This is a genomic window from Roseateles sp. SL47 (genome assembly GCF_026625885.1).
In the GTDB taxonomy this organism is placed as follows: domain Bacteria; phylum Pseudomonadota; class Gammaproteobacteria; order Burkholderiales; family Burkholderiaceae_C; genus Roseateles.
Map to the genome: position 1 here is coordinate 4410900 of NZ_CP113068.1, position 23477 is coordinate 4434376.

At 65.7% G+C, this 23477-nt stretch carries 12 protein-coding genes and 1 riboswitch; of the genes, 6 read left to right on the forward strand and 6 right to left on the reverse strand.

Features of this window, described 5'->3' with window-relative positions; translation table 11 throughout:
* Positions 1 to 86 precede the first annotated feature (86 nt).
* The 4 genes from OU995_RS19170 to OU995_RS19185 form a co-directional block, all read right to left on the reverse strand.
* Positions 87 to 1688, reverse strand: coding sequence for a DUF4331 family protein (locus OU995_RS19170; RefSeq protein ID WP_267831630.1), 1602 nt, complete (start codon positions 1686 to 1688; stop codon positions 87 to 89).
* 33 nt (positions 1689 to 1721) lie between these two features.
* Complete coding sequence (locus tag OU995_RS19175; protein WP_267831631.1) at positions 1722 to 6398, reverse strand: GMC oxidoreductase; 4677 nt, start codon at positions 6396 to 6398, stop codon at positions 1722 to 1724.
* Position 6399: 1 nt separating this feature from the next.
* Complete coding sequence (locus tag OU995_RS19180) at positions 6400 to 9660, reverse strand: hypothetical protein (RefSeq protein ID WP_267831632.1); 3261 nt, start codon at positions 9658 to 9660, stop codon at positions 6400 to 6402.
* A 143-nt stretch (positions 9661 to 9803) separates the two neighbouring features.
* Positions 9804 to 12227: an ATP-binding protein gene (locus tag OU995_RS19185; RefSeq protein ID WP_267831634.1), complete on the reverse strand. Its 2424-nt coding sequence runs from the start codon at positions 12225 to 12227 to the stop codon at positions 9804 to 9806.
* Between the two features lie 235 nt (positions 12228 to 12462).
* Here OU995_RS19185 and OU995_RS19190 point away from each other — a divergent pair, with 235 nt between their 5' ends.
* Positions 12463 to 12930, forward strand: coding sequence for a hypothetical protein (locus OU995_RS19190; protein ID WP_267831636.1), 468 nt, complete (start codon positions 12463 to 12465; stop codon positions 12928 to 12930).
* Between the two features lie 89 nt (positions 12931 to 13019).
* Here OU995_RS19190 and OU995_RS19195 read toward each other — a convergent pair whose 3' ends face one another.
* Positions 13020 to 14345, reverse strand: a complete 1326-nt coding sequence (locus tag OU995_RS19195) for an O-acetylhomoserine aminocarboxypropyltransferase/cysteine synthase family protein (RefSeq protein WP_267831638.1) — start codon at positions 14343 to 14345, stop codon at positions 13020 to 13022.
* Positions 14346 to 14600: 255 nt separating this feature from the next.
* Between OU995_RS19195 and OU995_RS19200 the strand changes: the two genes are divergently transcribed.
* A complete protein-coding gene (locus tag OU995_RS19200; RefSeq protein WP_267831639.1) occupies positions 14601 to 15413 on the forward strand; it encodes a CPBP family intramembrane glutamic endopeptidase in 813 nt (270 codons plus the stop codon).
* A 36-nt stretch (positions 15414 to 15449) separates the two neighbouring features.
* On the opposite strand, the gene OU995_RS19205 is transcribed toward OU995_RS19200, so the two are convergent.
* Complete coding sequence (locus OU995_RS19205) at positions 15450 to 17642, reverse strand: TonB-dependent receptor (RefSeq protein ID WP_267831640.1); 2193 nt, start codon at positions 17640 to 17642, stop codon at positions 15450 to 15452.
* A 116-nt stretch (positions 17643 to 17758) separates the two neighbouring features.
* Positions 17759 to 18010, reverse strand: a riboswitch (cobalamin riboswitch).
* Between the two features lie 168 nt (positions 18011 to 18178).
* Between OU995_RS19205 and OU995_RS19210 the strand changes: the two genes are divergently transcribed.
* The 4 genes from OU995_RS19210 (at position 18179) to OU995_RS19230 (ending at position 23452) form a co-directional block, all read left to right on the forward strand.
* Positions 18179 to 20059: a hypothetical protein gene (locus tag OU995_RS19210; protein ID WP_267831641.1), complete on the forward strand. Its 1881-nt coding sequence runs from the start codon at positions 18179 to 18181 to the stop codon at positions 20057 to 20059.
* Between the two features lie 292 nt (positions 20060 to 20351).
* Positions 20352 to 21971 carry a methyl-accepting chemotaxis protein gene (locus OU995_RS27505; protein ID WP_324288589.1) on the forward strand — a complete coding sequence of 540 codons (1620 nt, stop codon included), beginning with the start codon at positions 20352 to 20354 and terminating at the stop codon, positions 21969 to 21971.
* Between the two features lie 94 nt (positions 21972 to 22065).
* The gene (locus OU995_RS19225) at positions 22066 to 23037 is read left to right on the forward strand and encodes an AraC family transcriptional regulator (RefSeq protein ID WP_267831642.1); all 972 of its coding nucleotides are present in this window, start codon (positions 22066 to 22068) and stop codon (positions 23035 to 23037) included.
* A 106-nt stretch (positions 23038 to 23143) separates the two neighbouring features.
* The gene (locus OU995_RS19230; protein WP_267831643.1) at positions 23144 to 23452 is read left to right on the forward strand and encodes a VF530 family protein; all 309 of its coding nucleotides are present in this window, start codon (positions 23144 to 23146) and stop codon (positions 23450 to 23452) included.
* Positions 23453 to 23477 lie beyond the last annotated feature (25 nt).

Below are 23477 nucleotides of genomic sequence, written 5' to 3' on the forward strand. Positions count from 1 at the left end.
TGGTGACAGGCGTGGTGGGAGGCGTCGTGACATGCAGGTTGGCCGGGGTGGCTGCCTGAAGGTCCGCACAGGTGGCAGTGCGGGCATCAATACGACTCCGGCCACGGGGGCGCCAGATAGGGGAAGTCCGTCAGGAAGGGCTTGTCGTTGTGGAGCGGATTCGGCGAGGTCTTGGGTTGTACCGGTGCGGCCTGCCACAAGGCCGGGTCGCTCAGCAGCTCCAGGTGGTACTTGCGGCCGTTGAACTCCGCATCCATGTCCAGGAACATCGCCAGGAAGCGATTGGCCACCTGGTCCTCCAGACGCCGGCCAAACGGCCAGGTGCCGGTGGTGTCCATGTCAATGGCGCAGACGTTGGGGATGAAGATCTCCACCGGCCGGCGCAGCGGGATGTCCAGCCCTTTGGGATTCCAGCTGTCGTCGGGCATGCGCAGCCGCTGGAAGAGCAGTTTCCTGGCCCGAGGAAAGGCGGTCAGCACATGCTCATAGGTCTTGTGCACCGACACCGGCGAGTGATCATGGTCAAAGCAGGTGGCCAGACCCAGGGCGCTGATGGACGGGCCAAAGCCCCAACCGAGGTGGGCGGTGCGCCGGATGAAGGTCGGGGCCAGCCAGAAGTTGTTGGCGCCCAGTTGCCGGTTGTCTTCGCGCTCGCTGAAGCCGGCATCTGCAAACGGCTGACCATCCGTGTCCACCAGCTTGTAATGCTTGAGTTCGTCGTCCAGCCGGAACGCATCCAGCACGCTGCGGGGATGCTCCAGCCAGAAGGGGTGGTCCGGAATGGTCTCCACCTTGTTGGCAGCCTTGCGCACCCAGCTTTCTCCCCAGGTGTTGACGATGCGGTCCTTCTGCGGCTCCCGCGTCAGGAAAGCCAGCGGAATCTCCAGCGCGATGGTGTTGATGTTCTTGCCGTTCTGACAGTCGTAGCCGGAGTAGACCAGCCGGTAGTCCCCGTTCTCGTCTTTGCGAAACCGGTCTCCCTTCCACTCATACGGGCCGGGGGGCAGGTCCCGCTTGGACCCATTGGGGCGGCCCTTGACATGCAGATAACCCCAATCCGGATCCTTGGGATCGGCATTAAAGAGATCATTGCCCTCCAGCTCCAGCAAGGTTTTGGGGATGGGCAGCTCGCGCAAATCGGGTCGGGTGTGTGGCACGTGATAGAACTGCGGCGCATAGTTGATGGAGCGAAAGAAGCCGGTCAGGTCATTAAAGAAGGCATCGTCGCGGCCACCGATGTAGGTCTTGATGGCATGGCCATCCGGCGTGTGGATGTCCAGCACCTGGTTGGTGTCCACAGTGGTCGAAAAATCCCCACCGGGAAAGCCGAAGAATCGCACTGTCGCCCGTTGTGCTTCGTCGACGGTCACGCGGATCTCGGCCGCACTGGAGGGGCCCAGATAGCGCTCCTTCACGGCCTCGAAGTAATGGAGCAGGGTCTCCAGCGTCTGGTCGTCCCCATGCGGCCAGACCGCTCGCGGGGCCGGTGCGATCTGGATGCGGTAGAGCATGTCGGTATCCAGCGTGCCGGCCGTGGGGACTGCTGCGAAGGTCAACGCGATGTAGACCTTCTCTCCCCCGGTCTTGTCGTCGCTTGGAAAGCCGAACAGATCGTAGAGATCGGCCGCGCTGACATCGATGTCGGAAAAGATCGTGTTGACGGCATTCGGGTCGTTGTGGTCTGCCATGAGCAGCTCTCCTTGCGGTGGGTCCGGGGCGTTTCAGCGGAGGAAGACCGACAGGCCCGCGTGCTGCCCCAGCATGCGGTACGCCTCCCACTGGTCATCGTCGAAGAACTGGTCGGCCGTGCTCTGCTGCGGAAAGACCGGGTGGGTCTGCGCGTAATAACGGACGTCGGTCGGGATGTCCGGGCACAGGCTGGGTTTGATCAACAGCAGCCAGCTGGGTTCGCTCGGTTGATGGTGATAAACGACCCGGGCCAGGGCCGCATAGTGCCCGCCCTCCCGCTTGAGCTGGGTCAGCGCGCCGATGGCGCCCAGGTCCACCTGACGGGCGATCCACGCCGGCACTTCGCTGTGCAGTTGGGCCGGCTCCAGCCATTCGATGGTGGCGTTGAAGTCCAGCCGCACCTGGCGTGTCAGCAGCGCCAGATCATCGAACTGATAGGCCTCGTCCTGCGAAGCGTCGACCGCCACCATGAAAGGCAGTCGTCGTCGAATCAGCTCGTAGAGACCGGTGTTGTCGAAATGTCCGCCGTCGCTCAGATACCAGAGCAGGCTGGAGGCGCCGGGAAACCACGCCCGCCATTCATCCAGCAGCGTGGCCTGCAGCCGGAAGGCCGCACCAGGCAGCGACTTGATGCGCCGCCACAGGCCGGGGGGGAAGCGCCCGGGGCGCTGATCCGCCGGGATGCCACTGTCCCACCAGTAGCCGATGCGGATGTTGAGCAGCCCCAGCAGCAAAGACTTTGCCAGCGTGGTGCCCCGCCCCAGGCCGGTGGTGTAGGCCGCACCGGAAATGGCGGTCCACTGCCCGAGCTTGAGCCGCTCCACCTCCACCGCTTGGTCGTCCCGGCGGGCCAGCACATGGAATTGGTTGGGGTCTGGCGCCACCAGCACCGGTGCCACCCCCACACGATGCATCGGCGTTTTGTGCTTGGCCGGATCGCGAGGGACCCAGAGCGCGTGATGCCGACGTCCGACACTCAGGCCGGCAGGACCGACACACAGCGACAAGCCCTTGTCGTCCCGCAACTGCCGGCCGGAGTTCCGGTCCACGGTGTCGTTCACGCAGGCGCCGATCAAGTGCAGGGGGCCTCCGTGGTCCTGCGGCCGGTAAAGGTCAAAGTCGATGTCATCACCCGGGTCCGAGATATTGATCGGGATTGGCGCGTCCACACCGGGGGGATGCACCCGCGCATCGTTGGACGCCCCCAGGAAGTTGCGCACCAGCTTTTGGGCGTATCCGGCCTGCAGCGAGGACAGATTCAGAAACGGAAAGATGCGTGCCACCGCCAGGGACGCCAGCAGCGTGCTGGCCACCAGCCAGGGACCGACATGCGGCCAACGGAAGGCCCAATGCACCATCGCATCCAGATAAAACAGCAGCAGGAACAGCAGCCCGAAGGCGATGCCTGACAGCAGCAGCTGCTGCAGCAAGGGTCCGGACGGCAGCAGAGGCGCGGGCTTTCCGCTCAACACCTGCATGGCCATCGAGCGCAGCAATGCCAGCAGCGGCGGCAGGACCAGCATCGACCAGCCGGTCACGGTGAAGTCCCCCTCCCCGGCCGCCCGGGCCAGCGAGTCCAGCACCACCCAGAACACCGCCAGGGCAAAACCGAACAACAGGCTGCCCAGCACCCGCGAGAGGCGGGTCCGGATGATGGTGCTCGGCGGGGTGGGCGGTGCGGACGTCTCGCTGCGCAGTGGTCCGCGCCGGGCACGCTCAGGGTCGTCGTCGGGGATGCCCCAGCTGGCCATTTCCTGCGCGGTCCAGGCCAGCAACAGCACCACCAGAGCCAGCGCGCCCCAGGGCAGCAGCGACGGCACACCGAGCGCAAAGACAGCGCAAGCCAGCAGCGCCACCCACAGCCACAACGGCCGCAGCACATCACGCCCTTCGTGAGGATCCTTCAGGACGAACCAATACCCTGACGCCGTCGGTACCACCCCCAGCAGCAACACCAGCACGGGCAAGGGCCACCAGGGTGACAGACCAATGCCCTGGAAGCGCCAGTCCGGGATCGAAGTCTCCGCCCACCCGTCGATCAGCCAACGTGCCAGCCCGAACAGGCCAAACACCAGGGCCCCGATCCACAGATGCACAAACGCGAGGTTGCGCAGCACGATGGCCAGATCGTTCTGGAGGTCGGTCCGGCTGCCGCTGTCGATGTAGTTCGCATGCTTGCGCAGCCACCACACCTCCGGTGATGACGGCGTCGCCAGGATGGAGGCTACCCGCCCGGCCTTGTCCTCCACACAGGCCTCCTGGCGCGTGAACAGGCGTCCCAGGAAGGCCCCTGTATAGCCGCCCCCGGACACCGACGACACCATGTCGATCTGGCGCAGGCGGCCGCGCATGGCCAGCGCCTGCAAAACGCCCAGGCAGAAGGTGGCGCTGCGCACGCCGCCGCCTGACAGCGCAAGGCCCACCGTATCGGCAGGCAACTCGTCCTCGACCGGCGAGGACACGGGCGGCAGGCCTGCCGCTGCACGCCGCAGGCGGATCTCGCCGGCCTCCGCCGCCCGCAGCGCCCTCGGGTAATCCGGCGAGTCAGCCAACAGCACATCCGCCGCCTTCTCACCAATCATGTAGGTGGGGGTGACGATGAAATAGCCCGGGATGCGGGGGAACACCGAGGCATCCACCACCCGCAGGCCGGACACCCCGTGCACTCGGAAATCGCTGCTGAGCACGGCATCCGGCTCGGTCAGCGTGGCCGTGTCCGCCTGCCATCGGTCGGCGCCAATCCGGCAGGTGCCGCAGGCATGGTGCCCCCAGGCCTCGTCGCGGATCCACTGGTCCAGCGCCGGGCCAGCGGGCAGCCCCGGCTGGACCTCATTGCCGAACACGCTGATCTTCTGATTGATCTCCCGCATCCGTGTGATGGCCTCGGACAAGGCGTCGACGTCCTCGCGCGCACCCTCTGCATGGGGGGCGTCGTCGCCTTCATCAAACGAGTGGAAGTCGATTTGGGGCACATCCAGCGGGTCCGCCGTGCGCAGGGTCACCGAACCATGGCGGTTGTGGGTGTAGGCCTTGAGGATGACCCAGCTCCACAGGTTGCGTTGCTCCTTGCCTGACCCCTTGTGGGCGTAGAGCACTTCTTTGGAGTAGCCCCAGTAGTAGCCCCGGAACGCGGCCGGCACGCCGAAGATGAACAGGTCCGGGTCCCGCCGCACGGCCTGGTTGGCCGTCGACGACATCATCAGCGCGAGTGCGCCGCCGTTGGTGGAATACAACCCAGAGCCATCTTTCAGCCACTGCTGCAGCGCCTGATCCCCCGGCGTGTCGGGTGTGAAGCTCACCCCTTTCAGCGTCGAGAAATCCCGGGTGGCTTCGCTGATGACGCTCACCTCGTAACGGTCCTGCATGTGCCGGCCCACACCCGGCAGATGCACGATGGGCGCCAGCACCTGCCCGTGACGGTCCCTGGGACCTTCGATCTTCAGCTTCTCCAAGGCCTGCCGGTCCCCGATGCCGCTCAGCATCAGCACCTGCGGCGAATTGAAGGCGCCGCCGCAGACAATCACCTCCTGCCTTGCAAACAGTTGCAGCCGCGTCGCCGTTCCCCCGGTGGCGCCGGCCAGCGGGCTGGCACGGTAGAGATGCGCCCCCTGAAGCAGTTCCACGCCGATGGCGCGTGGCGGGTCGGTGGCGCTCGCGCCGGGTGCGAACACCACCCGGGTGACATGCACGCCGGTTTCAATCACCAGATGTTCAGGCAGGTCCTTCTGGGTCTGGAGCAGATGCTCCCGCAGGCCAAAACGCCGGTGGCCATCCGTGCCGATCGAGATCAGCGACAGATGGGCCCTCGACGGCAGGTCCGGGGACCGGACGTTGGGGTCCAGAAACTGCAGCAATTGCAGGTGGGCCAGCGAGCGCAGAAAGGTGCCTCGCTCGTCCTTTCCCCCCAATGTGGAAAGCGCCACGTCCAGCAGCACCCGCAGGAAGGTGTTGTCGCCCTTGACGATGCTGGCAATCACCAGCGGGTCGATGAAGCTGGTCGGCAGCCAGCCCTTTTCTCCGTGGCCGCCAGGGTCCAGTTGCCGGCGCGGGTTGATGAAGGTGGCGACCTTGCGGGCCGCCGTCAGCACCGTGCCGAGGGTCTTGCGGCCAAAGGTGTTGTAGACGCCGTAGTAGAGGCACTTCTCGATCTTCGGGAAGTAGCCCTGCATGTGGTCCGACCGCCACGAGGGATCGTTGGTCCGGTTGGCGATCCAGTCCCAGTCCGCATCATTGGGCCGGATGATGATCATGGCGTAGTGCGCCGTGCAGCCGCCAATTGCGGCGGTGCGCGGGTACTGGATGCCCCCCTGGCCCAAGCCTCCCTGCCGTGAGGGGTCCTGGGTCGGTGTGTACTTGGTGTCCCGTTGCTGGCGGGCGTCGTTGTTGTAGTGGCGGACGGAAAAGGTCCAGCTCATCTGGGCATCTTCTGTCGCCGCGCCGTGGAAGGCCGGCACCACCGCCACCTGCCGCATGCCGCCGGAGGTGTTGTCGCCGGGTTGAATCGGCAGGGGCTTGCCATCGGGCCCCATGGAGGCGTCCACGCCGGCCTCCAGCACCAGCACCCGCCGCCCGCCCTTGGCCAGGCGGGCCGCGAGCGGGCCTCCACCCGCGCCGGAGCCAATGACGATGTAGTCGAAGGGCGTGGCCTGCGGGTCACGCGCCTGGGCCAGCAGCGTGGCGCGATCGGTTGGAGCTGTGGCGGCACTCATGTCACAGCGTCTCCAGGAAGGCCTTCAACTGGCGCTTCTCATCATCGCTGAGACTCTGCGCGAACCAGTGGCCACGGTCCAGAACCAGGTCGGGGCACTTGCTCGCCCGGAGCAAGGGCTTGCCGGCTTCGCTCAGGAAAGCCTCCAGCGCCTCGCCCCGGTCGTCGGACAGCCCTTCCACCTGCACACGCAGCATCCCGCGCACCAGCCCGGACACAGCATGGAACAGATCCAGCGCAGGCGCCTCCGGATTGATGTTCATCAGCAGGTTGACCGGTGTCCCCATCGGAATCGGCCCAAGCCGAATGTCCGTCAAGCGGCCGTCCACAAAGGCGCTGGCGACATTGCCAATACCCAGGAACACCAAGGCGCTGAGGGCAAACACGATCCGCGCCGCTGTATGGGCATGTTGCCGGACCAGGAACCACACCCCAGCGGCCAAGGCCACCAGCGGAATCACCCACAGCCAGGGCAGGATGGTGTCGATACCCGTCGCCCGCAGCAGGGCCGCCGTCAAGGCTGCAAACACCGTGAGCGCGAAACCTGCGAGCTTGGCCCTTCCCACCAACACCAGCACGATGGCCAGGAGTGCTGCCAGCCACCACAGCCATCCGGACAGGAAGGCCGTGAGGCCCTTGCCCGCCACCCCTTCAATCAGCGGACGGATGAAGGGGGCACGGAAGTCGATCCAGGAGCGCTCGGTGGTCCGGTAGATGAAACCCGGCTCATGCGCCAGCGCGGGAAGGCGCTTGCGCAGGTCGCCGGGCCGGCCGCTGCCGACGGCCCGCCGTTCCGGCCAGAGCAGCTTGTCGACGGCATCGTCGAAGGCGGCGAGCCGCCCTTTGACCGACGGATCCCCGTTGTAGAGCCCCAGTGCGTTGTTGTGGAGCAGCGGCGCGCTGGTCCAGAGGCTCACCAGCGAAGCGGGTCGGTAATAACCAGGGCCGCCGGCGGGTGGCGCGTAGCTGTCATTGTTGCCCCAGCGGTCCACCCCCTTCTCCGACACGAGCAACGGGTTGTAGAAACGCAGCTCGCCCACGGCGGGCAGCGCCTTGTACGTCTCGGAGGAGAAGTTGTCCCATACCTGCCCCTTCATGCCGTTGGTGGCGACCGAGCGGCCGGAATTGGTGCCCACCAGCGTGATGGGCACGCGGATGTCGTTGGAGAGATAGTTGTCCTTCAGGAAGTCCAAGCCCTTCGACTGCTCGGCGGAGACGTACGCCTCCAGGCGCTTCACATAGGCCTGGTAGGCCGGGCTGGCCTGGAAGTCATCCCATTCGGCGTAGTCCATCGGCAAGGTCAATACGGCGGCCGGATCACTCATGGCCGACCGGCGCCAGTCCCTTGAAAAGCGCCACTGCTGCTGGTCCGGCTGCTTGCTGGAATGGCAGACTGCACAGTGCTGGAGGAAGACTTGCCGCCCTGGCGCCACCGCAGCCGTATGGACGGCCAGCCGCGCCTGCCCGTCCGCCGTTGCGGCCAGTTTCATGGCCTGGGTGGAGGTCACGCCCGTCGGCGAGACATAGGTGAAAAACGACTCCAGCTGCGGGATGCGAAACGCCTCGGTGGCCTGCCAGTAGACCGACTTGTCCTGGATGGTGGCCAGCTCGAAGGGCCGCTGGGGCTTGAAGCCGATCACCGGGTTGTGCAGGTGGCGCCACTGCTCGGAATAGGCGCCGATGTTGAGATACACCCGAGACAACGCGCCCTCCACCCCGATGCTGTCTGCGCCGTCCAGCAGCACGCGGGGTGTATGGCGCGGGTTGGTGAGGACATTGGGCGCGTCCTCGATGCCGCGTTGCCGCAGGTTGGAGGCGCTCTGCAACTCCGGTGGATTCAGCTTGGCCCGGCCCAGACGCGGGTTCAACTCGAATATCGCGGTGATGGTGTTGGCGTTGTTGATGTGGTCGGTGCTGACCAGTGACGTGTCAATCGTGCCCGGCTGCTGGCTGGCCACGAACTGCCAGAGGAAGCTGCTGGGCGTCTTGAGGTTGGAGAAGGCTTTGTCCGGTGTCCAGTACTGGGAGCCGATGGTGCTGGACATGTTGGCCCAACCCGGATTCGCCGGGTCGGCGGGCGGGTTCAGCGGATGCGGCCCCACATGGCAGAAGGCGCAGGCCATGCTGATGCGGAACGGGCGCACCAGCTTGGGATCGGCCCGGATGCGGTCGTCGGTGTAGTAGGCGTCCTGGGTCGGGCTCTTCAGCACCCGTTCGTTCCAGTAGGCACGGGCCTGTTCCGCCGCCTTGGAATCTCCGAAGAAATCGGGGTTGAGCATCAGCCGCAGCCCGACCACGCCGGACGGGTAACCGTAGACCAGCGGGTCGATGCCGTCATTGGGCATCTGCTTGATGGTCTCGTCATAAAGCTTCTGGTCGCCGATGCGGAAGAACTCGGTGTAGGCCGCGCCCTTGTGACTGGCCGGCGGCTTGACCACTTCCGCCAGCTTGCCGGTCTTTGCGTCGATGTCGGTGGCCGGCTGCTGCAGCTTGATCTTGTCGCCGTCGGGCTGGTCCAGATAGAGCCCGAGGACCCGTCGGGCGGGGTCGGTCTGCGCGCGCATGCCGGGCTGGTTGATCAGGCCGGCTTCCTTGAAACGGGCCGCGCGCTGGCGGGAGTCGATCAGGATGAGAAAGTCCGCAATGCCATAGCCGTTCTCCTGCAGCCAGCCCCAGAACGCATCATTGCCCTCGCCCCACAGCATCCAGGTGTTCTGGCCGCGGATGGCCTGGCGCGCCGCGTCGGGCACTGCCTGGCCGTCGAAATAATCAATCGGCCGCAGCTTGCCATCCGGCCCCACCACCTGGTCCACCTCGCTGAACAGGTTGCGCATCTCGGTGGGAAAGCACATCTTGATGCGGTGGTAGAGCGTGGACCCGTTGGGGCTGCGGCTGCCACTTGCGGCCTCGTCACCGGGGGCTGCGGCCTCGATGCGGTCGGACAGCTTCTCCCACCCGGGCTGGGAGCGCGGCGTGAGGCCAGCGGCCGGATAACGCGCCCGGAGTTCTTCCAGTGACGGGTGGGCGCTGCGTCCGTCAGGGGCGGAGGCCGATCCGTGGGCGGGCGCGCTCGCGGCGGAAGGCGCCGCCTTGGGCACAGGTGCGGTCGTGGAAGCCGGGGCCGGTCCGGGCCAGCTTGTCAACGCTGCAAGCGCGGCCATCAGCGCGCCAGTGGCCAGCACTGCGCCCGCGCGACGGGTCACTCGAAAACGCATCAATCGTGCCACCCGGGTCTGCCAGGCCGCGACCATTCCAACCAGCATGGTGCATCCTCCGTGGACCCGAGATTGCCGCGCAGCATCCGGCCTTGGGGGACCGTGTGGATTGAAGCTTGGCCGACGTGACGTTGAATGCCCAGAATTGCAGGAGTCCCCGCACTGCGCTTCCGCAGATTGGAGGATGCGCTTCAATCCGGTGACACGGGAAAACCCGGAAGGTCTGGGGGCCGCCGATGCGGGTCTCGGCATCCCTGCAGCCAGACCTTGACCTCTTCCATCGACATCTGAAAGCCCGTTGCCTTGCCGGCGGCTTCCTCCTGACCAAACGCCATGGCTCCCAGTTGCCGGCGGGCATTGGCCATCAGCGGGGCGAGGAAGTCCTCATCCACCCGCTCCCGCCGGATGCCGGATTCCTCCAGCCGGGCTTGTGCCGCGCCAACGAACCGGGCTGCGGTGCCCGCCTCCCCCCGACAGGCCGCCAGGCCCGCGCTGCATTCCAGCAGGTCTTTGGCCATGGCCTTCATGCCGGCCGACTCCCACAGCGCCACGCCCTCCAGCAGCCATGCAGCGGCACTGTCCAGACGCGCGGTCGAAATGGACAGGCGCACCAGATTGCACAGCGACACAAAGGTGCCACCGGCGTAGCCCAACTGCCGCGTGATGTCGACGGCCTCTTCATAACAGGCCTGGGCGGCCTCCACATGGCCCAGCCCGCGATGGATCTCGCCGAGATTGTTCAGCGCCGCGCTCAGCCGGGTGGTCATGCCCAGCGCGCGTGCGGCTTCGCAGCTCTCGGCGGCACACGGCAGCGCCAGATGGTCCTGCCCGAGGGCATGCAGGCCTTTGGTCCGCAACATCAGGGCGGCAGCCACTTCTCCGGCATCGCCCAGGTCTCGGGCCATGGCCAGGCTGCGGGACGCGGCCTCCAGGCTCTCGTCGTAGCGACCCATGCGGAAAGCAATCGTGCCCACCGCCCCCAGGGCGCGGCAATGCTGCAGGGGCGCAGCGGACGCCCCCGCGTGCGCCAAGGCATCCGTGGCAAAACGGTAACCGCGCTCCAGTTGGGCTGAATTGAGCCAGTAGCGGGACAACTGCGCCGCCAAGGTGAGCGCTTCGCCGCCACCACGCTCTGCCTGCTGCAGGCAAGCGAGTTGCGCCGCCACGATGTTCTCCTGCTCTCGACGCAGCCGGGCCATCCATTCGCCCTGCGCCGGACCTTGCAGCGCTGGGGCGGCCTGCTCCACCAGGCCCATCACCCACCACAGGTGGTTCTGCCGTGCCAGCGGCCCTTCCCCGCTTTCTTCCAAGCGCGCCTGCGCAAATTCCCGAACCGTCTCCAGCATGCCGTAACGGGTCTCGGGCGGTCGACGGTCCACCACCAGCAGGGACTTGTCATTGAGGCTCACCAGCAGCTCCAGTGCAGCCATGGCGTCATGCAAGCCGCACACGGCGGCGGCGGAGGCCAGCGTCCAGCCACCGGCAAAGACGGACAGGCCGCAAAAGGCACGCTGCTCGGTGTCCGTCAGATTGGCATAACTCCACTGAAGGGCTGCCTCCAGCGTCTGGTGGCGGGACGGGGCGCGGCCCGTGGCGGTGAGAAACCGGAAGCGGTCGCCCAGCCCCGCCTCGATCTCGGACACGGACAGAACACCCGCACGTGCGGCGGCCAACTCGATGGCCAGCGGCAGGCCTTCCAGCCGGTGGCACAGCGCGCCGACCGCCGGCAGCTGTGACGCCGGCAGGTCCAGATCGGGACACGCCAGCACGGCTCGGCTCAGGAACAGTTGTACCGCCTCGGATGCCGAAAGCGCGTCCGCCGCCGCGCTGGCCGGCAGCGTCAGCGCTTGGACGGGAAAGACCTGCTCGCCGTCGACATGCAGCACCACCCGGCTGGTCGCCAGCAGCGTCAGGCCCGGGCAGCGGGTCAGCAGGCCGTCACCCAGCGCCGCGACCGCCGCCAGAACATGCTCACAGTTGTCCAGCACCATCAGGACCCGCCGGTGGCCCAGATGTGCCGCCACTCGGTCTACGGTGGGCACGCCGGGGTCTTCCCGCACGTCCAGCGCCACCGCGACGGCAGGCACCACGCCCAGGCCGTCGGCCACCGGTGCCAGGTCCACAAACCAGGTGCCGCCAGGGTAGTGCTCCGCCTGCTGATGCGCCAATTCCAGCGCCAGGCGTGTCTTGCCGCAGCCACCGATGCCGGTGAGCGTCAGCAGCCGGTTCCGCCTCAACAGATCAGCGCAACGGGCCAGGGCGGCCACACGACCAATAAAGGGTGTCCGAGGCTCGGGAAGAGGCGGCCCATCCGCCTGCGGCGTATGCAGCCGGGCGGTGAAGCGGTATCCCCGGCCCGGAATCGTGGCAATGACCTGGGGCCCGAGCAGCTTGCGCAGCGTCGAAATCTGCACCTGCACATTGGCTTCCTCCACCACCACGCCCGGCCAGACCAGGTTCAACAAGGCCTCCTTGGTCACCAATTGCCCGGCCCGCTCCACCAGCGCCAACAGCACGTCGAACGCGCGGGACCCTAAGGGCACGGGCACCCCACCGATCAGCAACTGGCGCAATTCAGGGTTCAGCTCGCAGGCATCAAAGACGAAGCCGGACATCGGCGCCTCCAGGGTCGCGTCTGACGGACACGGTACGACATCGAACTTCCGCACCCGCCGGCCGCCTTGCCTTGCAGGTTTTTGAATTCTTTGGACCGCTTAAGGACGGCGGCGGGGGCCGTGTGGAACATTGAACTCACGCCCCGACCGCCAAGGCCAACACGACCTCAGCGTCGAGACGCGGAGAGCTAAGCACGCTCTTGTTGATCACGCCATCCCACGAAAGAGGTTTGCCATGACATTCACCGCCCATGCATCCACCACGTCCGATCTGGCCCTGGCCCACAAGGCCGGACCGCTTCACGGCCAGTTGCTGACGGCGCTCCAGCCTTGGATTGACGGCAGCACGAAGGACCGCCAGCAACTGCTGGACAGCGCGCTGATCAAGCTGCGGGACAGCGGCCAGATTGACCATGCCGAGTACCGGACCATCCGGCAGATCTTTGAACTGCTGGGTGCGCCCGACACCACCACGCCGGTCCTGATTGACCGCCTGACGACCGAGCAGCACAACGCCGAGCGCCGGTCCGCCAGCGCGATGATGCATCTGTTCCTGAGCATTGGTCAGGACAGTGCGTCCCGTTCGGCCGTGCCGATTGCGGCGGCCGACCTGTCGGGGGGCATCTTCGGCGGTGTGGTGGGGGGGCCGTTGGGCGCGCTGGCGGGCGCAGCGGCCTTGTCACTCTTCACCGCGCAGAAGTGAGCGCCTGGGCACAGGCGCTGCGCTTGCGTTGACCCTGTGCCCCACTTCAGCGCCGCCGCTCGGCAGGCGCTGATGGCGCCTCGTCTACCTCAAGACGCCGCAGCCGCCAGCGCCTGATCGAGATCAGCCACCAGGTCATCGATGTGCTCGATGCCGACCGACAGCCGAATCGTGTCTTCCGAGACCCCGGCCTTGTCCAGTTCAGTGGGCGAGAGTTGCCGGTGTGTGGTCGAGGCGGGATGCGTGGCCAGCGAACGGACGTCGCCGATATTGACCAGGCGGGTGAACAACTGCAGGGCATCCAGGAAGCGTGCGCCGCGCTCGCGCCCTTCCCCCTGCGGGCCTTTCAGGCCGAACGTGACAATGCCGGACGCCTTGCCCGACAGGTACTTGCGGACCAGCCCATGGTCGGGATGGTCCTCCAAGCCTGCATAGTTGACCCAGCTCACCTGCGCATGGCGCTGCAGATGCCGGGCCAGCGCCAGCGCGTTGTCACTGATGCGATCCAGACGCAACGCCAGGGTCTCGATCCCCTGCAGAATCAGGAAGGCGTTGAACGGTGACAACGCCGCACCGGTGTTTCTCAGCGGCACCACGCGCGCCCGACCGATGTAGGCAGCAGGGCCAAGCGCCTCGGTGTAGACCACCCCGTGATAGCTGGGGTCCGGCTCATTCAGCCGCTTGAAGCGTTCCTTGTGCTGCGCCCAGGGAAAGCGGCCGGAATCCACGATGGCCCCGCCGATGCTGGTGCCATGGCCGCCCAGATACTTGGTGAGGGAATGCACCACGATGTCCGCGCCATGTTCGATGGGCCGGCTCAGGTAGGGGGACGGCACGGTGTTGTCCACAATCAGCGGCACGCCATGCGCATGCGCAATCTGGGCAATACGCTCGATGTCGGTGACATTGCCCTGCGGATTGCCCAGCGATTCCACAAAGATGGCCTTGGTGTGCTCGTCAATGAGCGCCCCGAACGATTCGGGCTGCCGGTAATCCGCAAAGCGCGCCTTCACGCCATATTGCGGCAGCGTGTGGGCGAGCAGGTTGTAGGTCCCGCCGTACAAGGCGCTGGAAGCGACGATGTTGTCCCCGGCCTCGGTGATGGTCAGGATGGCATAGGTCACCGCCGCCTGCCCGGACGCCACGGCCAGCGCGCCAATGCCGCCTTCCAATGCCGCGAGCCGTTTCTCCAGCACGTCATTGGTGGGGTTCATGATGCGGCTGTAGATGTTGCCCGGCACCTTCAGATCGAACAGATCGGCGCCATGCTGGGCGCTGTCAAAGGCGTACGCCACCGTCTGGTAGATGGGCACGGCCACGGCTTTGGTCGTGGGGTCGGGGGAATAACCACCGTGGATGGAGAGGGTTTCGAAACGCCAGGAGGACACTGGCGTGGACGAGTCGGGCTGGGACATTCGATGCTCCGGCGTTGGGGATCGTGAGAGGCTAAAGGGACGCCTCCAGCCCGCCAAATCAGCTTTACGCATGAGGTCATGCGCTGGGTGACGCGTGCCCGCCCGGATCCCGCGGATCCCGGATCCCGGATCCCGGATCCCGGCGCCGGGCAGCCGACGTATGCACAGCACCTCACGGCTGGCCGCATCAGGTCTGCTATCTTCTGCCGCCGCCCTAGCGCGGACCCACAGAGAGAAGCTGCCCTGAGAGCGCCCATGCACAACAATCGATCACCGTTCCCTACCGCCCTGCAAGCCGCCCTGCTGTTGCTGGCCACCCTGGTCTTGGAATATCTGCTCAGTGCAGCGTTCTACGACGCCCGCAACAGCCTGGGTCTTACGGGTGAGCAGATGTCGGTGCTGGTGACGGTGCTGGGCAACGGCATTGTCATTTCCGTGGCCATGCACCTTCAGGGCTGTGCCTTTCGCGACCTGATCCAGCCGGGCGGCACACCGTGGCTGCCCACGCTGGTGCTTGTGGTGCCGCCGGTACTCCTGCTCACCCCGCTGATCCTGCTGTTGGACACCACGCTGATCAGCGCATTGCAGTCCCTGCTGCCGCTGTCTGCCTATGAAGTGGCCACGTTCAGCGCCATGAACTTCCAATCCCTGCCCATGGCCCTGGCGGTCTGTGTGGTGGCGCCGGTGGTGGAAGAGATGTTCTTCCGGGGTGTGCTGCTGCGCGGCTTTCTCCAGCTCTATCCACGCGCTCGGGCCATTGGTTACTCCGCCCTTTTCTTTGGCGTGGCCCACCTCAACATCTATCAATTCTGTCTGGCCTTCTTCCTCGGCCTGCTGCTGGGGCTGCTGTATGAACGGGGCCGTTCTTTGCTGCCCTGCATGGCATTACACGCCGCGCTCAACACCAGCGTCTATCTGTTGAGCAGTGGCACCGACACATCGGCTGCAGACGACTCTGCTGGCAGCACGTCTCTCACGTGGCTGGTTGCGCTGTTGCTGGCCGCCGCAGGGGCTTTCGCACTGCAGAAGGTACTGCGCTTGTGGAGCCCGCCCAGGCAGGCTGCTTGAGCGTGCCCGGGCCGGTGCGTCCGTACACGGCGTGAGTCAGAAGCTGCGGCGCAGGGTCAGCCGCAGCGTGCGCGGCTCAGCCGGATGCACATGCCGATCCGCCACCGGCGCCGCTTCCCCCGGCAGTCGAGACTCATAGAAGTATTCGATGTCGTTGACCTTCCGATCCATCAGGTTGAACACGTCCAGCGACACCTCCGTCTTGGGGCCAAAGCGTCGGCTGACACGCAGATTGGTCGTCAGTGACGAGTGGGAGCGTACGCTGTTGTCCTCCACCAGCGCGGCGCTGCCAAGATAGCGCCAGTTCAAGCTGGTGGACCAGGGGCCCAACTCGCTCAGGGTGAATCCCAGAGTGGCCACCTGATCGACCGCATTCGGGATGCGATTGCCGGCAGGGTCGGCATCGGCAAAACGGGCATGCGTCCAGGCGAAGTCCGCGTCAATCAACAGCCAGGGCACCGGCACATAACGGTTGTTCCATTCAATCCCCCGTCGCCGGCTGGGGCGATTGGCCTCGGTCGCGCCTGCGTCCCCCACATAGACAAGCTCTGAATCGAAGTCGAGCTTCCACAGCGCCAGGGAGCTTTGCAAGCCCGGCCACCATTCGCTGCGCAGCCCCAGTTCATAGCCCCGGGCTTTCACCAGTCCCGGTGCGGGATCCACAGCCGCCGTCACGCCGCGGGCATCGTTGCTATGGAATCCGCGCCCCGCGTTCAGAAAGACCTCGGTGCGAGCCCAGGGCCCCAGCACCAGTGAGAATTTCGGAGAGGCCAGCGTCTGGCGCGCACTACCAGCAGCGGCGTCACCAGCAGCGGCGTCACCAGCAGCGGCGTCACCAGCAGCGGCGTCACCGGCGATCGGGGTCACCCGGAACCGCCCCTGGTCCGCCCGGACCCCCACCACCATGCGGGCCCAGGGCGACAGCTCCAGGCTCGTCTGTCCGTAGAGGCCCACAAGCGTCTCGCGGATCCGGTCTTCGCGGGTGACTTCGGTGACCACACGCTCCTCGGTCTGGAACAGGCCCACCCGGGCGCGGTCCTGGCGCACCTGCAGCCCCACTTCGGTCCGGGCTGGCCAGTGGCCCAGCGTGTGGTCCACAGCATGGCTGGCCCGCAGCCCATACACCTGGCGGTCATCCTGCTGGGAAGACTGATCGCCGGTCTCGGGCCGCTCCAGCGCGTAGGTGAAGTTGGAGAACAGGGCCAGTTCATAGTCCATGGCGTAAACCGCCACCTGGCTGCGTTGGCCCTCTTCATCGTGCACCCACTCCGCCGACAGGCTGGTCCGCCGCGTGCGACCTCCATCACTCGGGTCGACAGCATCAAACCGGCCAAACGGACGCCCCTGCCAGGTGCCGGCATCGATAAGGCGCTGCGGCACCTGGTCGGTCGAGCGCCAGTCCGCGTGATAGTCCATCAGGCTGACGCTCCAGCGATCAAGCCCTGCACGGCGGGACAGACTCAGCACGAGGTTGCGCCGATTCAGGTCTTCCGCGAGTGTCCAGGGGCCGTCATTGCGCATCAGCTCCACCGCCCCCAGCCACTGGACACCCGCCCCCAGGTCAGCGGAGCCTGCCGCCAGGCCCCTTCGATAGCCCCCCTCCCCGCCGGCCAGCGAAACCATGGGAGCCTCCATCCGCTGTTGATAGACGATGTCCGCCGACCCGGCCGCTGCGAAGTCACCATTGGGCGCGAAATACGGGCCTTTCCGATAGTCGATGTGATCCACCAGTTCGGGAATCAGGAAGTTCAGATCGGAATATCCCTGCCCATGCGCATGGCTGGGGATGTTGACCGGCACGCCATTCACCGTGGTGGCGAAGTCGGTGCCGTGATCCAGATTGAAACCGCGCAGAAAGTACTGGTTGGCTTTGCCGTCTCCGCTGTGCTGGGTCACCATCAGCCCAGGCACGAACTCCAGAATTTCCCCCGGCCGCAGCGCGGGCCGGCTTTTGAGCAATTCAGCGCGGATGGTCCCCTGGGAGGCCGCATCGGAGCTGCCGATGCCGTTGTCGTAGTGGCGCCCCTGGATTTGCACCGTCTCCAGGCGTTTCTGCACCGTTGTGTCGGCGCTGGAGGTCGCCGGGCTGTCCGCTTCGGGCTCGGCCCAGGCACAGGCGCTGGTGAGGAGCAGGCCGGCCAGCACGCTGGGGCGAATGCGCACGCCATGAGGGGCTTTCGCAGCGTGAGCCCACGGGGAGATCCGTGGCAGTGTCTTCAGTCTCGTCATTCTCATCATTCCTTCCACCTGCGTCCCCGCAGGCGTGTCGGTGCTGATGCTGAGAAATGAGCGCGACCCGGGCTGCGCATGGGGCGCGCAGCCTCGACGGCGCGCCGCACCCCGCAGCATCCGGAGCAGTCGCAGGCCGGTATCCGGGCTCGCGGCTTGAGTCCGTTGCACCCAGGCAATCAGACCCTGCGCCCTGACCTTCCCAGGCCGTGAGGCCCAGTGGCTACCGGTGATGGACACCGATCTGAGGACGCTTTCAACCGCCGACCGTTGCGGGGGCAGCACAGGCATTGCACTACAGCGTGCGCACCTGTTTCCCGTTTAACCCGACCGGCCAGCGGTCAAGCACCTTCGACTGAAAGACGCCGACCGCCCCTTCAAAGGGCACCGTCGGCGGATGCGGAGTGTAAGCGAGCCTTCATCTCCCCCATCCATGGGCCCTGGACAGCAAGACAGGCGACAAGTTCAGCATTTTTCCGATTCCATGGCAGTCAAAACGCCGGGATATTGGGGGGCGCGTATCCACTGAGGTCGACATGACGAGCACCTACACCGCCACAGCCGCCATCACCCCCACCCCGCCCCTGTCAGTGGGCCAATTCATACCCAGCGACACCCCCAGGCCGGGCGTGGGCCTCTGCCTGTCCGGAGGCGGTTCGCGGGCCTGCTGCGCGGCCATGGGACAGCTGCGGGCCCTCTCCCATCTTCAGCTCAACGGGGCAAGCCTCCTGTCCCAGGTAACGGCCCTCTCCTGTGTCTCCGGTGGTTCCTGGCTAGGCGTGCCCTACGCGTTCCTGCCCGCCGACGGCACCAGTGACCGCGATTTCCTGGGGGTTTACAACGCCAACCAGTCCGCCCTGAATCCCATCGATCTTGGCGACATCGCACCGGGCAATGCGGGCTATGCCATGACCTCGGAGATGTTCTCGGTCGAGGGCATCGCACTCACGGCGCTGGAGCTTTATGCCCTGTCCCGCTGGGAGGATCCCGCCAATCCCCTGCCCGCCAACCTCCTGTGGCAGGTGGTGATTGCCAGCCACATTCTTCACCCTCAACAACTGGCCTCCAGTGGCGAGAACTACGCGCCGAACGACACCTTCACGGCGAATGAAGCGTCGCTGGCGCGAATCCGGGAAAACAATCCAGCATTGGCCAACACCACCACCTACACGTTTGCATCCGGGGCTGGACGAACCCAGCGGCCGTTCCTGATCTGCAACATGGGCATGCTCCAGAACCCGAGCGCGGCGGCCGATGCGCCCTTGATTCCCGTGCAGGCGACCGGATTCTTTGGCGGCGTGGTGGGGCACCCCGATGCCACGGATGCCAACGAGCTCCCGGTGGGTGGTGGTGGCATTGAGACCTTCGCGGTGAACTCCATTTTCCTGGGCAGCCGCAACAACCAGGCGTTGGTGGGGCAGAAACGTCCGTGGTCCTTGACCGACATCATGGGTTGCAGCAGCGCTGCGTTCGCCTTCTACGTCCATGAAAAGATCAAGGAATGGCAGAACGATCGAACCAAGTTCCACACGGATCTGGCCCTGCGCAATCCGCATCTGCATCAGTGGATCGATCAACACCTGCCTGCTCGACATCAGGCCCAGGCCAGGCTCCTGGCCAATGGCCACCCCGACCTCGAAGCGGCGTTGCAGGCGTTGTCGTCGCTGGACGACCTGATCCCTGCCTATGATTCGTGGCCGGTCGCTAGCCCCGCCGCCAACCTGGCCGTGAACCGCTATGCGGATGGCGGCAGCCTGGAGAACACCGGTGTGGCGAGCATGCTGGCCTACAGCGACATCCAGCGCGTCATTGCGTGCGTCAATTCCATGACTGCCCTGGCCGTGGCGGACTACGGCATTCCGGATGGCTCAGGCGGCTGGCTGCCTGGCACCCAGATCAAGGTGGACGATCAGATCCCCCCGCTGTTCGGATTCATGCCCTACAGCAGCACAGGCTCCAAGGACCAATGGGGCTATGTGCCCTATCAGGACGCAGGCCCGCAAGCGAATCCGCAGTTCTCAAAGAACCAGGTGTTCAAGTCAAGTGACTTCGCCGGTTTCCTGACGGGTATCCAGCAGGCGGTCGGCAAGGCCTCATCACCGAACGGCCCGGCCATCTTCCAGCAGCGTCTGGATGTGGTGGAGAACCCCTGGTTCGGTGTGCAGGCGCGGTCTGTTCCGGTCACCGTCGTGTGGGTGTATTTGAACGGCAGCGGGGAGTGGGAAGCGCAATTCGACGGCCATTGGCTCATGCAAGCCTTGATTGCCTGGGAGAAGGAGTCCTCCAGCTTCCCGAACTTCAACACCACCGGTACCCACCTGAGCGCACGGCAGGTCAACCTGCTGGCGCATCTGACGTCTTGGTCGGTGGTCACGGCGGAGCAGAAGAGCGGCATCTTTTCGCAGTTGTTCCGCTAGGGCCTGACTGAACCGGCAGCGCAGGCGGAAGGAACCTGAAGCGTCAGGGTCTCCGGCGCGCGCCGGCGGTCCAGGAGTCTGGGACAAGGCTCACCAGCCCTGGGAAGAGCGCTTTGCGCCCATCCCGCGCGAATCACGCCCGCCGTGAGTGATCCCGGGGTGATGCGCACCCATCCCGGGCGGACGAGCGGCGCGCGATCACCTCCAATCCAGCGTCCGCAACGAGCCTGCGCGGGACCCACGCGCCGCCAGGCGCGCAGCCATCGCCACCTCCCCACTCTCGGAGCAACTCATGAACTGGTTCAAGCGCCTGAAGGTCGGCACGCGACTGACCCTCGGCTTTCTGGTGGTCGCCGCCATCGGCGGCGTGATCGGCGCCGAAGGCGTTCGCGGCACGGCACAGATCAATGACCTGGCCACCCTGATGTACGAGCAAGAAATTGCCGGCATCACCGACACCTCGGAGGCCAACATCCAGCTGTTGAGCGCCAGGCTGTCGATACGCAGCGCCGTGCTCGCCACGACCGCAGAAGAACGCGACCAGCATCTCAAGCAACTGGATGACGAACTGAAGCAAGCCAACCGGGAACTCGACAGCGCGGAACATAGCTTCGTCACCGCAGAAGGACAGGCCCTGGTCAAAGACGCCAGGGCGGCCTTGCAGGCGTATGGAACGGCGGCCGCTGCCACCGCCATTCAACTGCGAACCGAGCCCCTGATGGACTCGCGCGCCTCGACCCAACAACTGTTTCATGTGCTGAGTCCCCTGGCCCAACGGGCTGATGAACTCCTGGGGCAGGCCGTCAACCGCAAGAAGTCCGATGCCAGCCGACACAACAACGAAACCGACCGCATCTATGCCAGTGTCCGCACGACGCTGATCTGCTTCACGATCGGTGGTGTGCTCACCGGTGCCCTCCTGGGAATCCTCATCGCGCGGGGACTGACCCGACAGCTCGGCGGTGAACCAGCGGATCTGGCCAGCGCGGCGGTGGCCATCTCGCAGGGCAAACTCAACACACCGATCATGACGCGTCATGCCCTTCCCGGTAGCGTCGTGCATGCAATGGCCGCCATGCAGGAGGGACTGCGCCAGGTGGTCACGTCCGTCCGCGCTTCCAGTGACAGCATCGCAACGGGGGCCCATCAGATCGCCAGCGGCAATGCCGATCTTTCTCAGCGAACCGAAGAACAGGCGAGCAACCTTCAGCAGACGGCCGCGTCGATGGAGCAGTTGTCCAGCACCGTGCAGAACAATGCAGACGCCGCCCGGCAAGTGACCGCATTGGCCAGCGGCGCCAGCGACGTTGCATTGCAAGGCGGAACGATCGTGGGCCGGGTGGTCAGCACCATGCAGGAGATCCACGCGGCCTCGCGGCGCATCTCGGACATCATCGCCGTGATTGAGGGCATTGCGTTCCAGACCAACATTCTGGCGCTCAATGCCGCCGTGGAGGCGGCTCGTGCCGGCGAACAAGGACGCGGGTTTGCCGTGGTGGCCAGCGAAGTGCGCACACTGGCCAAACGTAGTGCCGAAGCAGCCAAGGAGATCCGCACGCTGATCGGCGACAGCGTGGGCAAGGTGGAGCTGGGCAGCCGGCTGGTGGAAGAGGCCGGCAGCACCATGGACGACATCGTGAACCAGGTCCGACGCGTCACCGACCTGATCACCGAGATCAGCGCAGCCACCCATGAGCAGACCGCCGGCATCGGCCAGGTCAGTGATGCGGTGCTGCAACTGGACCAGGTGACGCAGCAGAACGCCGCGCTCGTCGAAGAGGCCACTGCTGCGGCCGACAGCCTGGATCAACAGGCCAAGCTCCTGGTCCAGACGGTCGCTGCATTCCAGCTGGAAACGCAGCAGGAGGCGGGCTTGCGTGCCGCCTCACTTCCCCATGTCTCGACTCCCTGAACAGCGGGCTCTTCGCGCCCAGTGGGAAAATCCCGAACCCGGAGTGTCTTGGGCCGACGCGCGACACCCGGACTGTCTGTCCTGAATCCAACTGATGTCATTTCTTGATCTGCCGACTCCGATGCCCACGTCGGAGTTGCAACGACTCCCGTCCACCGTCCATCTCAATCCGTACTGCCGGTTCGACCTGAACGTCGTTCGTCTGCACGAGGGGCTGGACCTCTATCACTGGCGCGGCCGATTCGAAAAGGCCTTCGAGCTTCAGCTGATGGAGGACACCCACCGCCTCTTCTTCAACTTCCCGCTGGCCAAGGAGTCCCACTATCTGTTCCACGACCCACGGGGCGCCGTGGGCTGGCTTCGTGAAGACGGTGGCAGCATCATTTACGGGCCTGGGGTGCTGGGCCGTGTCCGCCACGAGGGCGACCTGCACAGCCTGACGCTGGCCTTCCGCCTGGACTTCTTCTTTGACTGCGTCGGACACATGGACCCCGATCTGAGAGCCGCCCTGGCTCGAGGCATGGTCTGGGAAACCGGCTATGGCACACGCGCACTGCAGTTGGCGACCCATTCGCTGGCGGCCAGTTTCTCTGCCCCTCACCATGAGGATTCGGCGTTTCCGCATCTCCGTCTGAAGCTGCTCGCCCAGTCGCTCATGGTGATCGCCGTGCTTCTGGAAGAACGCACGCTGCGCATTCCCGCCGCCGCGCGTCAGAATCCCCCGGAGATCCTGACACGGCTGCTCCAGGCGCGGGAGGTGCTTCTGGAGGATCTGGGTTCCCCCCCGGACCTTGCCGCGCTGGCCAAACGTTTCGACCTCAGCCCCGCCGCATTGAATGCCGGTTTCAAGCGGACCTTTGGTCAAACCGCCCGCGCACTGCACCAGCGTGAACGGATGCGCGAGGCCCGCCGCATGCTCAGCGGAGAAGCATCGGCGAGCGTCATGGCGGTCGCCGTACGGATGGGCTACAGCAACGCCAGCCATTTCGCTGCGGCGTTTCGCAAACAATTCGGTGTGAACCCCCGGCATGCCCGCAGCGGGGATGATCTGATGCTGGATGCCTAGGGTTGGCGGCCCGTGGCCGGACAGGACTTTTTGGCTTGCGTGGGATGCGGGAGCGCACGGAGCACGGAGCACGGAGCACGGAGCACGGAGCGGCTGATAATGCGCCATGTCCGACACCCCTGACGCCCCTTCCTCTTCCTCCCCGGCCCCCGCTGCATCTCCGCCCCCACCCCCACCCCCACCCGCCCAGCCACGCAACCCGCTGCATGGCATCCGCTTGGAGGACATGCTGACGGCGCTGGTGGCCACCTACGGCTGGCCCGGCCTGGCAGAGCGCATCCCCGTGCGCTGTTTTGCCAGCGACCCCAGCCTCTCTTCCAGCCTCAAGTTCCTGCGCAAGACGCCCTGGGCGCGGGACAAGGTGGAGAGTCTTTATCTGTTCATGCTGCGCGATCAGCGTCGCCAGACGCGCTGACAGTCCGGGGATCTGCCCCAGTTGA

What these genes read in the sequence shown, in the direction of transcription:
- OU995_RS19210 (WP_267831641.1), top strand. Translation starts at nt 18,179, where the DNA reads ATGACGAGCACCTACACCGCCACAGCCGCCATCACCCCCACCCCGCCC.
- OU995_RS19205 (WP_267831640.1), bottom strand. Translation starts at nt 17,642, where the DNA reads ATGACGAGACTGAAGACACTGCCACGGATCTCCCCGTGGGCTCACGCT.
- OU995_RS19230 (WP_267831643.1), top strand. Translation starts at nt 23,144, where the DNA reads ATGTCCGACACCCCTGACGCCCCTTCCTCTTCCTCCCCGGCCCCCGCT.
- OU995_RS19225 (WP_267831642.1), top strand. Translation starts at nt 22,066, where the DNA reads ATGTCATTTCTTGATCTGCCGACTCCGATGCCCACGTCGGAGTTGCAA.
- OU995_RS19200 (WP_267831639.1), top strand. Translation starts at nt 14,601, where the DNA reads ATGCACAACAATCGATCACCGTTCCCTACCGCCCTGCAAGCCGCCCTG.
- OU995_RS19195 (WP_267831638.1), bottom strand. Translation starts at nt 14,345, where the DNA reads ATGTCCCAGCCCGACTCGTCCACGCCAGTGTCCTCCTGGCGTTTCGAA.
- OU995_RS27505 (WP_324288589.1), top strand. Translation starts at nt 20,352, where the DNA reads ATGAACTGGTTCAAGCGCCTGAAGGTCGGCACGCGACTGACCCTCGGC.
- OU995_RS19185 (WP_267831634.1), bottom strand. Translation starts at nt 12,227, where the DNA reads ATGTCCGGCTTCGTCTTTGATGCCTGCGAGCTGAACCCTGAATTGCGC.
- OU995_RS19180 (WP_267831632.1), bottom strand. Translation starts at nt 9,660, where the DNA reads ATGCTGGTTGGAATGGTCGCGGCCTGGCAGACCCGGGTGGCACGATTG.
- OU995_RS19190 (WP_267831636.1), top strand. Translation starts at nt 12,463, where the DNA reads ATGACATTCACCGCCCATGCATCCACCACGTCCGATCTGGCCCTGGCC.
- OU995_RS19175 (WP_267831631.1), bottom strand. Translation starts at nt 6,398, where the DNA reads ATGAGTGCCGCCACAGCTCCAACCGATCGCGCCACGCTGCTGGCCCAG.
- OU995_RS19170 (WP_267831630.1), bottom strand. Translation starts at nt 1,688, where the DNA reads ATGGCAGACCACAACGACCCGAATGCCGTCAACACGATCTTTTCCGAC.